Below are 12,062 nucleotides of genomic sequence, written 5' to 3'. Positions count from 1 at the left end.
CTTCCGAGAAGGACCAGCGCTTGCCTGTTCAGACCAAGATTTGCGGCCTTTCCACGCCCGAAACGCTGGGTGCGGCCATCGCCCATGGCGCCGCTTATGTCGGCTTCGTCTTCTTCCCGAAAAGCCCGCGCAACCTCGATTTCGATCGCGCCGCCGCGCTCGCGGCCCTCATTCCCGGCCATATCCGCAAGGTGGGCGTGCTCGTGAACCCCGATGACGCCTTCGTCGATCGGGCGGTGGCGGCCGCCGGCCTCGATATCCTGCAACTTCACGGCGCCGAACCGCCCGAGCGCGCCGCCGTCCTCGCCCGCCGCCACGGCATCGGCATCTGGAAGGCCATTCCGGTCAAGGCCCGCGCCGATCTCGCCGCCGCCGCCCGCTATCGCGACGCCGCCGATCACATCCTTTATGACGCCAAGACGCCGGACGAGGCCGATCTGCCCGGCGGCATGGGCCTGCGCTTCGACTGGCATCTGCTCGAAGGCTTCCGGCACCCGCTGCCCTGGGCGCTTTCGGGCGGGCTGGATGCCCGCAACCTCGCCGAAGCCGTCGGCGTCACCGGCGCGGATCTGGTGGATACGTCCTCCGGGGTGGAAACCAGCCCCGGCGTGAAGGATGTGGACAAGATCGCCGCCTTCCTCCAATCGGCGTCACAGCTATGACCCCAGCTCCAGCCATACCCAATTCGCTTCGCACGCAGCCCGATGCGCGCGGCCATTTCGGCCAGTTCGGCGGCCGCTACGTCGCCGAGACGCTGATGCCGCTGATCCTCGATCTCGAGCGCGAATATCGCGCGGCCAAGGCGGACCCCGCCTTCAAGGCCGAATTCGACGATCTGATGAAGCATTATGTCGGCCGCCCCAGCCCGCTTTATTTCGCGCCCCGGCTGACGGAGCATCTGGGCGGCGCGAAGATCTACCTGAAGCGCGAGGAACTGAACCACACCGGCGCGCACAAGATCAACAACTGCATCGGCCAGATCCTGCTCGCCCGCCGCATGGGCAAGACGCGGATCATCGCCGAAACCGGCGCCGGCCAGCACGGCGTCGCCACCGCCACCGTCGCCGCGCGCTTCGGCCTGCCCTGCACCATCTTCATGGGCGCGGTGGACGTGGCGCGCCAGCAGCCCAACGTCTTCCGCATGAAGCTGCTCGGCGCCGAGGTCGAAGCCGTCCAGTCCGGCGCGCAGACGCTGAAGGATGCGATGAACGAGGCGCTGCGCCACTGGGTCGCCAACGTCCACGACACCTTCTACATCATCGGCACCGCCGCCGGCCCGCACCCCTATCCGGAACTGGTGCGCGATTTCCAGTCGGTGATCGGGGATGAAACCCGCGCCCAGATCATGGAAGCGGAAGGCCGCCTTCCCGATACGATCATCGCCCCCGTCGGCGGCGGATCGAACGCGATCGGCATCTTCCACCCCTTCCTCGACGATCCCGATGTCGCGCTGATCGGCGTGGAGGCAGCGGGCGACGGGCTCGATACGCCGCGCCATGCCGCCAGCATCGCCGGCGGCTCGCCCGGCGTGCTCCACGGCAACCGCACCTATCTGCTCCAGGACGAGGACGGCCAGATCGCGGAGGCCCATTCGATTTCCGCCGGGCTCGATTATCCGGGCATCGGGCCGGAACATAGCTGGCTGCACGATATCGGCCGGGTCCGCTACGAACCCTGCACCGATGCCGAGGCGCTGGCCGCGTTCCAGACGCTGTGCCGGCTGGAAGGCATAATCCCCGCGCTCGAATCCGCCCACGCGCTCGCCGTGGCCGAACGGATCGCGCCCACCATGGGCAAGGACGAGATCCTCGTCGTCAATGTCAGCGGCCGGGGGGATAAGGATATCTTCACCGTGGCAAAGGAACTGGGGGTGGAACTGTGAGCCGCCTTGCCGCCACCTTCGCGGCCTGCGCCGCCGAGGGCCGCGCCGCGCTCGTCACCTTCGTCACCGGCGGCGATCCCACGCCTGCGGCCACGGCCGATATCCTCGATGCGCTGGTCGCGGGCGGCGCCGACGTGATCGAACTGGGCATGCCGTTCACCGATCCGATGGCCGATGGCCCTGCCATCCAGCGGGCGAATCTCCGTTCGCTCGGCGCTGGAACAACCACCGACATCATATTGGATATCGCCAGGAATTTCCGGCAACGCCACCCGCATGTGCCGCTGGTGCTGATGGGCTATGCCAACCCGATGGTGCGCCGTGGTCCGCAATGGTTCGCCGGGGCCGCGGCCGAAGCGGGCGTCGACGGCGTGATCTGCGTCGATATCCCGGTCGAGGAGGATGACGCGCTGGGGCCGACGCTCCGGGATGCCGGCATCGACATCATCCGGCTCGCCACCCCCACGACGGACAAGGCCCGCCTGCCCGCCGTGCTCGCTGGCGCCTCCGGTTTCCTTTACTATGTCTCGGTCGCCGGCATCACCGGGCTTCAGCAGGCCGCGCAGGCCAGCATCGAGGCGGCGGTGGCGGGGCTGAAGGCGGCCACCGATCTGCCGGTCGCGGTCGGCTTCGGCGTCCGCACGCCGGCGCAGGCGGCTGCCATCGCCAGGGTCGCCGATGGCGTCGTCGTCGGCTCCGCGATCGTGGAGGCGATCGGCGCCGCAGCCGCCGAAGGTCGCGATCCTTCGTCGGATGTATTCAATATCGTCAAAGGGTTGAGCGACGCTGTTCGCACCGCCCGACAGGAGCAGGCAGCATGAGCTGGATCGACAGGGTCCGCAAATCCATCCCCTTCATCGCCAAGCGGGAGACGCCGGACAATCTCTGGCACAAATGCCCCGGCTGCGGGCAGATGGTGTTCGTCAAGGAATATGAGGAAAACCAGTCGGTCTGCCCGCGCTGCGATCATCATGGTCGCATCGGCCCCGACGCGCGCTTCAACCAGCTTTTCGACGGCGGCGTCTATACGCTGCTGCCAATGCCGGCGGTGCGCGAAGACCCCCTCAAATTCCGCGATTCCAAGCGTTATACCGATCGCATCAAGGCCGCCCGCGCGGCGACGGGCGAGCAGGATGCGCTGATCAATGCCAAGGGCCTGATCGAAGGCAAGAAGGCCGTCGTCGGCGTGCAGGATTTCGCCTTCATGGGCGGATCGATGGGCATGGGCGTGGGCGCCGCCTTCGTGGCCGGGGCCGAAGCCGCGATCGCGGAACGCTGCGCCTATGTGATCTTCACGGCGGCCGGCGGCGCGCGGATGCAGGAAGGCATCCTTTCGCTGATGCAGATGCCCAAGACGACCGTGGCGATCGAGATGCTGCGCGAGGCCGGCCTGCCCTATATCGTCGTCCTCACCGATCCCACCACCGGCGGCGTCACCGCATCCTATGCGATGCTGGGTGACATCCAGATCGCCGAGCCGGGCGCCCTGATCGGCTTCGCCGGCCAGCGGGTGATCGAACAGACGATCCGCGAAAAGCTGCCGCCGGGCTTCCAGCGCGCCGAATATCTGCTGGAACATGGCATGGTCGATATGGTCACGCATCGCCACAAGCTGCGCGAGACGCTGGCCACCCTCGTCGATTATCTGGTGCCGGAACCGGCCTGAAGGCAATGTCGCCGCGCGGATGCGATGCCGGCCCGCCATTTCCGATGGAGGCCGGCGGGAGAGGTCCGGGCGGCGGAACTGGCGGGCGCGGCGCTTCGGTCCGCGCGCCGCACCGAAAGTAACCGTCCATGGCCGATCACGCCGTTTCCAGCGACCCCGCCGTCCAGGCCCAGCTCGATCGGCTGGCAGCACTCTCTCCCGGCCGCGATATCCTGGGGCTCGAACGCATCCGCGCGCTGCTCGATCGCCTCGGCAATCCCGAACGCAGCCTCCCTCCCGTCTTCCACGTCGCCGGAACCAACGGCAAGGGATCGACCTGCGCCTATCTGCGCGCCGCGCTGGAAGCGGCCGGCCATAGCGTCCACGTCTATACCAGTCCGCACCTCGTTCGCTTCAACGAACGTATCAGGATCGCCGGGCAACTCATTGAAGATGCAACCCTTGCCACCTTGCTGGCCGAGGTGCTGGATATCGCAGGCGATATTTCGCCCAGCTTCTTCGAAGTCACCACGGCTGCCGCTTTCCTGGCCTTTGCCCGCACGCCGGCCGATGCCTGCATCATCGAGGTGGGCCTCGGCGGCCGGCTGGATGCCACCAATGTCATTGCCCGGCCGGCGATCTGCGGCATTGCCCAGCTCGGCATCGATCACCAGGCATTCCTGGGCGACCGGATCGAGGATATCGCCGCCGAAAAGGCCGGGATAGCCAAGCCCGACGTCCCGATCGTGACGCAGCATTATCCCGCCCCCGTCGCCAACCGGATCGGCGAGGTCGTCCGCGCGGCCGGCGCCCCCTGGCTCGCCAAGGGCGGGCAATGGGATTCGGTCGCCTATCAGGGGCGCATCCATTATCGCGACGAGGCGGGAAAGCTCGATCTGCCGCTTCCCCGCCTGCCCGGCCAGCATCAGACGCAGAATGCGGCGCTGGCGATCGCGATGCTCCGCCACCAGCAGGCCGTTCCCGTGCCCGTATCGGCGTTACGCGCAGCGATGGGATGGGCCGAATGGCCCGCGCGGCTCCAGCATCTGGCCACCGGCACGCTCGTGGATCGCCTGCCGCCCGGTTCCGATCTCTGGCTCGACGGCGGGCATAATCCCGCGGCCGCGCGCGTGATCGCCGATTTCTTCCGCGGCAAGGTGCCCGCGGGGCGGCCTTTCCACATCATCCTCGGGCTGCTCGAGAACAAGGACCCGCTCGGCTTTCTCAAGCCCTTTGCCGGGCGCACCGCCACAGTCCACACCGTGCCCATCCCCGGCCACGCCCATCATCTTCCCGCCGCATTGGCAGCCGCCGCCCGTTCGACGGGGCTCGGTGCCATGACGGCGGCGGACCCGATCGACGCCATCGCCTGGATCGCCCGCCACGCCGATCGCGCCCGCCCGCCCGTGGTCCTGATCGCGGGCTCACTCTATCTCGCCGGCAACGTGCTGGCCGCAAATGGCACGCCGCCAACCTGATTATCATTTGATATCAGGTGGAAACGCGCCATTCCTGACAGCCCATATCAGGCGGCGAACTGCTCCCTGATCACCCGCCGCAGCAGCTTGCCCGTCTCGTTATAGGGCAGCTCATCGACGAAGCGGATCGCCTGCGGCACGCGGCTGGAACGCAGCCGGCCCCGCACCAGCGCCTGCAATTCCTCCGCCGCCGCCTGCGCCCCACTGGCCAGCACGATCGCGGCAGCCACGCCCTCGCCCCATTCCGGGTCGGGCATCGCCACCACCGCGCACTCAGCCACCGCCGGATGCGAGGTGAGCACCTCCTCGATCTCGCCGGGGGAGATATTCTCGCCGCCGCGCACGATCACGTCATCCGCGCGCCCGTCGAGGAACAGGAAGCCCTCCTCATCCACCCAGCCGCGATCGCGGGTCGGAAACCAGCCGTCATCGTCGGTCTGGCGCCCAAGGCCATGATATTCGCCCGCCACCTGATCGCCGCGCACGAACACCAGACCCGCCTCGCCGGGGCCGAGCAGCCGCCCGTCCTCGTCGCGGATGGCCAGTTCCACCGTCGGCAGCGGCCGCCCCACCGATCCCAGCCGGCGTCGCACCGCCGGATCGTCGGACTGCGCGGCCGCACGGTGCGCCTCCGGGTCCAGCAGGCAGATGGTGCTGCTCGTTTCCGTCAGGCCATAGGCGTTGGTGAAATCCACGCCGGGGAACAGCGCCATCGCCCGCTCGATCACCGGCAGCGGCATCTTGCCGCCGCCATAGGCCAGCGCCCTGAGCGCCGGCAGGTCCGCCTGCTCCCCGGTCGCGTCGAGATGCTCGACGATCCGTTGCAGCATGGTCGGCACCAGGAAGGCGTTGGAAATGCCGTGCGCCCGCGCCAGCGCCAGCCAGCCGCCAGCATCGAAATTGGGAAGCTGCACCATCCGCCGCCCGGCATAGATCGAGCTCAGCACCGCCGAAATGCCGGCGATGTGGTAAGGCGGCACCGTCACGATGGCGGCATCGCCCTCATCCGCGCCCATGAACTCCACCGTGCCCAGGATATAGGCCAGCAGATTATCGTGCCGCAGGATCGCGGCCTTGGGCACGCCGGTCGTGCCGCTGGTGAACAGCTCCACGGCGATGCCGCGTTCCTCGTCCGGCGCCACCAGATCCTCGCCGCCGCCCGCCTTCGCCAGCGCCAGGAACTCGCCCGCGGCAATCGCGCTGATGCCGGCCGGCACCGCGCTCCGCCCGCTCACCAGCAAAGCGGGCGAAACCCGTTCCAGCAGGGCCGCGATCTCGGGCTCGGTCAGGCGGTAGTTGATCGGCACATAGGGTATGCCCGCCAGCGCCGCGCCGAACAGCGCGACCGGCGCCGCCGGCCCGTTGATGTCGAGGAAGGCCAGCCGCTCCGCCCCGCGCGCGATCGCCAGCGCGGCAGCACCCTTCGCCGCCGTCAGCAGCTCGCCATAGGTCAGGCTCTCGCCGTCGCACACCAGCGCCACGCGGTCCGGCATGGCGTCCGCCGCCATTTCCAGCAGCATGAAGATGTTCATCGCCGCCTCCTCAGTCGGATGAAGGCAGCGCCTTGGCCTGCTTGATGCCGATTTCCCGGCCGGCCACGGTGATCGTGCCCTCGCCGCCCTTGGTGCAGAGGAACTCCATCGTCTCCTCCGCGTCGGTATAACGCTTGCCGGTCAGCGATCCGCCGGCCAGCGCCGGATCGATCGTGGCGCCGTCGCCGGCCTCGTCGCCCGCCAGTGCCGGCGCACCGCCGATGCGCAGGTCCAGCGGCTCGGCGGGCACCCGCAGCACCATTATCTGCGTATCGCAGACCGCGCTTTTCAGCTTCATTCCCGCCTTATACTGTCTCGCCGCCATTCCGGCCCTCTCCGCCACAAAATGAACGGGATTCAGTCTAGGCGCGGCAGCGGCCGGGTCAAGGGGATTGATGGCGCCTTTTTATCATCCCCTCCGCCCTCACAGGTCGCCGCGCGGCTCCCTGGGCAGGCCCAGCCCGCGTTCGGCGATGATGTTGCGCTGGATCTGGCTCGATCCAGCATAGATCGTGTCCGAACGGCTCATCAGATGGGCATGGACCAGCCCGTCATAGCGATAATCCTCGCCGCCTATCTCGCCCGCCACGCCCAGCACGTCCATGGCCAGATCGCCGAGATCGCGGTGCCAGCGCGACCAGTATAGCTTGGAGGTCAGCGCCGCCTCGTCCAGCTCCGGGCTGCCGGCGTCGTTCAGCATGCGCAGCGCGTTGAAGCGCATGATCGAAAGCCCCGTCCAGGCATCGGCGATACGCTGGCGGATCAGCGGGTCCTGCGCCCGGCCGTTCGCCTTCGCGGCGGCGATAAGCTGGTTCATCTCCGTCTGGAAATGCATCTGCTGGACCAGCGTGGAGACGCCGCGCTCGAAGCCCAGCAACCCCATCGCCACCGCCCAGCCGTCACCCGGCCGGCCGACAAGATCGGCCGCCTGCGCCACCGCCCCGTCGAAGAACACCTCGGCGAACTCGCTCTCGCCGGTCATCTGGCGAATCGGCCGCACGGTGATGCCCGGCTGGTCCATCGGCATCAGCAGGAAGGACAGGCCCTTGGGCCCCTTGCTCCCCTCCTCGCTGCGCGCGACCACGAAGATCCAGTCGGCGATCGATCCCATCGAGGTCCAGATCTTCTGCCCGTCGACGATCCATGTGTCGCCGTCCAGCCGCGCGCGGGTGCGGACATTGGCGAGGTCGGACCCGGCGTTCGGCTCCGAATAGCCCTGGCACCAGATCGCCTCGCCGCGCGCGATCCCCGGCAGGTGCCGCGCCTTCTGCTCCTCAGTGCCGTAGGCGATGATGGTCGGCCCGGCGAGTTCGATGCCGATATGGCCGATCCGCGATGGGGCATGGGCGCGGGCATATTCCTCGGCGAACACCACCTGCTCGGCGATGCTGGCGTCGCGGCCGCCATGCTCGGAAGGCCAGCCGATGCAGGAAAGCCGCGCCTGGCCCAGCTCCTGCTCCCAGGCGCGCCGTTCCTCGATCATGTCGACATGGTTGTTGAGGCCGCGCAATGCCTTGAACGGCCCGTTCAGCCGTTCTTCCAGCCAGGTCCGCGTCTCGTCCCGGAATTCCGCCAGCGAAACCGCCATCATATCCCCTCAAAAGGCCGCAGTCATTTTGCCATGGCGATGCGGCAAGGCTCGCTTCTTGTCAAATCCATCGTCGTTATGCGTAGCCCATGAAACATATCGTTCCGCAAAATGACGACATCCACACTCAAGCCATCGTCATATGAAGCAAGGGATAGGGCCGCCCCTCGTCGTCCCGCTCCGATCGCCCGGTAACCCGGAAGCCCAAATGCGCGTAGAAGCCCACCGCCTTGTCATTCTGCTCGTTCACGTCCACGGAAAGGGCCGTCCCGCCAAGGCCTGCCGCGCCCCCACGGGCATGATCGATCATCGCCGCCCCTATCCCGCGCCCGTGCATCGCGGGATCGACGAACAGCGAATCCACATGCGCCTCCGAAAGGCCCATGAAGGCGACCGGCCGGTCCTCCCCATCCACCGCCACCCACAGCGCGGCCAGCGCATCGATCGCGGCAAAGTCCTCCGCGCTCAGGAAATCATGCGTCGCGAGCACCGCCTCGCGCCAGATGGCATGCAGCCGCGTCACGTCGGCCGGCCGGGATCGTCTTATCCTCATGGTCATCGCACCGGGATAGACTGCCGGGCGGAGATTGGCAGCCCCCGGCCGTTCAGCCGACATGCCGGCGAACGAAATCCACCCGCATCGCCAGCGGGCCGCGCGGTAGCTCGATCAGATCATAGCCCAGCTCCGCATAGACTTGCCGCATCGCATGGCAGGTCGCCTCCGCCTCGGCCGGTTCCTGCCGGCGCTCCGCATCCTGGGTGAAGATTTCGGCCCAATAAGGCGCGATGAACACCGTGGGATTGTAACGGAACAGCTCGCCCGCCCGGCGGACATGATCCGGCACCGGCAGATCGCAGAGCCGCAGATAGCCGATCACATCCGGCACCCCGCGATCGAAGATCACCGGCCCGGCCATGGCCCGCGCCTCGCGATGCGATCGCAATTCCCAGCCCAGCATCAATTCGGCAAAGGCGGCGCGGTCATCCCATGGCAGGGCATGGCCGCCGATCGCCTGCTGATCCTGGATGATCGCCCTGCCCGCCTCCGGCATGTGGGCGAAGCCTTCAGCCGCCAGCGCGCCGACAAGGCTGCTCTTTCCCGAACCCGGCCCGCGGGTGATGATGTGGAGATGATCGGTCATGGTCCTCCCGCGCCGCCGATGCGGCCGCCTTCGTCGAAATCCTTGCCAGCGCCGCTCCATCCGCATAGAAGCGACGCCACATCAAGAGTTGGGGCGACGCCCAACGCCAACCTGCCGTTCCGGGCAAGGTGGCACTCCCCTTCGGGGGAGGATGTGGCCGAGCCGGCAACGAAACGGATCAAGCCACGGGCGTTCGTCTTCAGGAAGAAGGACGTCAGAGTGCCCATCAGGATTCCCGATCAGCTCCCCGCCGCCCGCACGCTCGAGGCCGAAGGCGTGGTGGTGATGCGCGAGGCGGATGCCGTGCGGCAGGATATCCGCCCGCTTCGCATCGGGCTGCTCAACCTGATGCCGGACAAGATCCGCACCGAAACCCAGATCGCCCGGCTGATCGGCGCCACACCCCTTCAGGTCGAGCTTACGCTGGTGCGCATCACCGGCCACACCCCGCGCAACACGGCCGCCGATCATATGGCCACCTTCTACCGCGCGTGGGAGGACGTGCGTTCCGAACGCTTCGACGGCTTCATCGTCACCGGCGCCCCGGTGGAGCATCTGCCCTTCGCCGAGGTCAGCTATTGGGATGAGCTGCGCGACATATTGGACTGGACGCAAACGCACGTCCATCACAGCCTCACCATCTGCTGGGCGGCCCAGGCCGCGCTGCACCATCTCCATGGCATGCCCAAGCATGATCTTCCCGCCAAGGCGTTCGGCGTGTTCCGGCATGACAATCGCGCGCCGGGTTCGCCCTATCTGCGCGGTTTCCCGGACGACATTCCCGTCCCCGTCTCGCGCTGGTCGGAAGTCCGGCACGATGACATCCCGGCGGAAAGCGGCCTTGAGATCCTGCTCGACAGCGATGAGACCGGCCTCTGCCTGCTGAACGATCCCCGCCACCGCATGCTGCATATGTTCAACCATCTGGAATATGACACGCAGACGCTGGCGAACGAATATTTCCGCGATGCCGCCGGCGGCGCGCCGGTGCCGCTGCCCGCCAATTATTTCCCCGAAGGCGATCCAGCCCGCCCGCCGGAAAACCGCTGGCGCGGCCTTGCCCATCTGCTGTTCGCCAACTGGATCAACCAGATCTACCAGACGACGCCGTTCGATCTCACCGCGATCGGCACCGGCCAGCCGCTCGACGCGGCCGCCTGAACGATACGCCCCGACCTTCGAGGAGCGGCCGATCCCATCCCATCGGATCGGCCGCTTCGCCTCATGTATCCCGTCGTTCATGCCGGCCCGCCGCAACCTTGCCGCAAAGGCCATCGAGGCGGCCCAGCATCGCGCCGCCCCATCCAACGCCATGCCCGCGCGCACCACGCCGCTTCCTCCCGCGTCATGCCAGCGCAGGCTGGCATCGGGCCGAGGCTGGCGCATGCACACCACCCAGCAAGGGAAGCCGCCAACCCCGCCGAATAAATCCAAATTAATTTAGTTGCTTAATCACGACTCATCACCATCGCCAGCAGCTCGCGCTGGCATGACCCTGCTTGGAAGGCCCGCCTCCGCTTTTCCTGCCGCATGGAGGTTCAACCGAAGTCCGATGGCAGCCGAGCGTAGAACCGATGCCCTCAGCCTATCGGCAGACGGACGCCCCATCCACGGCCATGCTCTCGCCGCTCACGAAGCTGGCGGCATCGGAACATAGCCACACGGCCGCCGCGGCGATCTCCTCCGGGCGGCCCATGCGGCCCATCGGCACGGTCGAATCCATCAGCTTCTGGCGTTCGGGATCACCACCGATCGATTTCGCCATCATCGGCGTGTCGGTGGTGCCGGGGCAGACGGCGTTCACCCGGATGCCGCGCGCCGCATATTCCTTGGCCGCCACCTTGGTCAGCCCCAGCACGCCATGCTTGGCCGCTGTATAATGCGGCATGCCCGGCGCCGCGATGAAGCCCGCGCCCGAGGAGATGTTACAGATCGCGCCGCTGCCCTGCCGCAGCATGACCCGCGCCTCATGCTGCATGCACAGGAACACGGCGGTCAGGTTCACCGCGATCACGCGGTGCCATTCGTCCAGCGGAAAATCCTCGAACGCGCCCCAATTGCCGCTGATCCCGGCCGCGTTCACCGCGCAGTCGATCCGGCCGAACCGGGCGACGGCAACGTCGAACAGCTCGGCCACCGTTTCGGGATCGGCCAGGTCGCCGCCGAAGCCCAGGCCCTTGTCGCCCAGCCGCGCCGCGACGCGCCCGGCGGCCTCGCCCGAGATATCCGCCGCCACCACATTGGCGCCGGCGGCGGCGAACTGCTCCAGGCAGGCCAGGCCGATCCCGCTGGCACCGCCCGTCACCAATGCCGTCTTGCCCGTGAAATCCATCAGATCGACCTCGATACCACCAGCTTCATGATCTCGCTCGTCCCGCCGTAGATGCGCTGCACGCGGGCGTCGCGCCACAACCGGGCGATAGGATATTCGTTCATGTAGCCGGCACCGCCATGCAGCTGCAGACAGGCGTCCACCACCTCCCACTGCATCTCGGTGTGCCACAGCTTGGTGGCCGCGCCTTCGAACTGGTCCAGCTCGCCGGCGACATGGCGGGCCAGCGCCCAATCCAGATGCGCCCAGCCCACCTGCAGCCTGGTCTTGATATCCGCCAGCACGAACTTGGTGTTCTGCTGGTCGAAGATGGTCTTGCCGAAGGCCTGCCGTTCCTTCACGAACTTCACCGCCTCGTCGAAGGCGCGCTGCGCCGCCGCCTGCGTGCGCGGCGACAACTACGATGGCCGGTTGAGCGGCGACTATGATGGCCGGTAGGATCGGTTGTCTGGTCTGATCGTAG

At 67.4% G+C, this 12,062-nt stretch carries 12 protein-coding genes, 1 pseudogene and 1 riboswitch; of the genes and pseudogenes, 6 read left to right on the top strand and 7 right to left on the bottom strand.

Going from position 1 to position 12,062, the window contains the following annotated elements; genetic code table 11:
* Positions 1-20 precede the first annotated feature (20 nt).
* The 5 genes from CV103_RS13130 to CV103_RS13110 all read left to right on the top strand — a co-directional run bounded on the left by CV103_RS13130 (position 21) and on the right by CV103_RS13110 (position 5,005).
* Positions 21-662: a phosphoribosylanthranilate isomerase gene (locus CV103_RS13130; protein ID WP_107395185.1), complete on the top strand. Its 642-nt coding sequence runs from the start codon at positions 21-23 to the stop codon at positions 660-662.
* Complete coding sequence (gene trpB, locus CV103_RS13125) at positions 659-1,882, top strand: tryptophan synthase subunit beta (protein WP_070934032.1); 1,224 nt, start codon at positions 659-661, stop codon at positions 1,880-1,882. The genes CV103_RS13130 and trpB overlap by 4 nt, the downstream gene beginning before the upstream one ends.
* Positions 1,879-2,703, top strand: coding sequence for a tryptophan synthase subunit alpha (gene trpA / locus CV103_RS13120; RefSeq protein WP_107395184.1), 825 nt, complete (start codon positions 1,879-1,881; stop codon positions 2,701-2,703). The genes trpB and trpA overlap by 4 nt, the downstream gene beginning before the upstream one ends.
* A complete protein-coding gene (gene accD, locus CV103_RS13115) occupies positions 2,700-3,548 on the top strand; it encodes an acetyl-CoA carboxylase, carboxyltransferase subunit beta (protein ID WP_015457124.1) in 849 nt (282 codons plus the stop codon). The genes trpA and accD overlap by 4 nt, the downstream gene beginning before the upstream one ends.
* 128 nt (positions 3,549-3,676) lie before the next feature.
* On the top strand, positions 3,677-5,005 hold the full coding sequence (locus CV103_RS13110; RefSeq protein WP_107395183.1) for a bifunctional folylpolyglutamate synthase/dihydrofolate synthase: 1,329 nt from the start codon (positions 3,677-3,679) through the stop codon (positions 5,003-5,005).
* A gap of 47 nt (positions 5,006-5,052) precedes the next feature.
* Here the strand turns inward: CV103_RS13110 and CV103_RS13105 are convergent, their stop codons facing one another.
* From CV103_RS13105 to CV103_RS13085, 5 genes are all read right to left on the bottom strand, one after another.
* Complete coding sequence (locus CV103_RS13105; protein ID WP_107395182.1) at positions 5,053-6,537, bottom strand: class I adenylate-forming enzyme family protein; 1,485 nt, start codon at positions 6,535-6,537, stop codon at positions 5,053-5,055.
* A 10-nt stretch (positions 6,538-6,547) separates the two neighbouring features.
* A complete protein-coding gene (locus CV103_RS13100) occupies positions 6,548-6,835 on the bottom strand; it encodes a hypothetical protein (RefSeq protein ID WP_236626832.1) in 288 nt (95 codons plus the stop codon).
* 126 nt (positions 6,836-6,961) lie between these two features.
* Positions 6,962-8,125 (bottom strand): acyl-CoA dehydrogenase family protein, encoded by a 1,164-nt coding sequence (locus CV103_RS13095; RefSeq protein WP_107395246.1) that lies wholly within the window; start codon positions 8,123-8,125, stop codon positions 6,962-6,964.
* A 127-nt stretch (positions 8,126-8,252) separates the two neighbouring features.
* The gene (locus CV103_RS13090) at positions 8,253-8,678 is read right to left on the bottom strand and encodes an acetyltransferase (protein WP_342749166.1); all 426 of its coding nucleotides are present in this window, start codon (positions 8,676-8,678) and stop codon (positions 8,253-8,255) included.
* A 52-nt stretch (positions 8,679-8,730) separates the two neighbouring features.
* Positions 8,731-9,267: an AAA family ATPase gene (locus tag CV103_RS13085; protein WP_107395180.1), complete on the bottom strand. Its 537-nt coding sequence runs from the start codon at positions 9,265-9,267 to the stop codon at positions 8,731-8,733.
* 73 nt (positions 9,268-9,340) lie between these two features.
* Positions 9,341-9,450: riboswitch (SAM-I-IV-variant riboswitch) on the top strand.
* A 36-nt stretch (positions 9,451-9,486) separates the two neighbouring features.
* Here CV103_RS13085 and CV103_RS13080 point away from each other — a divergent pair.
* On the top strand, positions 9,487-10,428 hold the full coding sequence (locus CV103_RS13080) for a homoserine O-succinyltransferase (protein ID WP_015457131.1): 942 nt from the start codon (positions 9,487-9,489) through the stop codon (positions 10,426-10,428).
* 424 nt (positions 10,429-10,852) lie between these two features.
* On the opposite strand, the gene CV103_RS13075 is transcribed toward CV103_RS13080, so the two are convergent.
* On the bottom strand, positions 10,853-11,599 hold the full coding sequence (locus tag CV103_RS13075) for an SDR family NAD(P)-dependent oxidoreductase (protein ID WP_107395179.1): 747 nt from the start codon (positions 11,597-11,599) through the stop codon (positions 10,853-10,855).
* Positions 11,599-11,982 (bottom strand): annotated as a pseudogene (locus CV103_RS13070) (acyl-CoA dehydrogenase family protein); the annotation flags it as partial. The gene CV103_RS13075 and the pseudogene CV103_RS13070, both read right to left, overlap by 1 nt.
* Positions 11,983-12,062: the final 80 nt, after the last annotated feature.

Source organism: Edaphosphingomonas fennica (genome assembly GCF_003034225.1).
In the GTDB taxonomy this organism is placed as follows: Bacteria; Pseudomonadota; Alphaproteobacteria; order Sphingomonadales; family Sphingomonadaceae; genus Sphingomonas_E; species Sphingomonas_E fennica.
The sequence above is the reverse complement of the archived record's forward strand: the minus strand, read 5'-3'. Positions and strand labels throughout refer to the sequence as shown.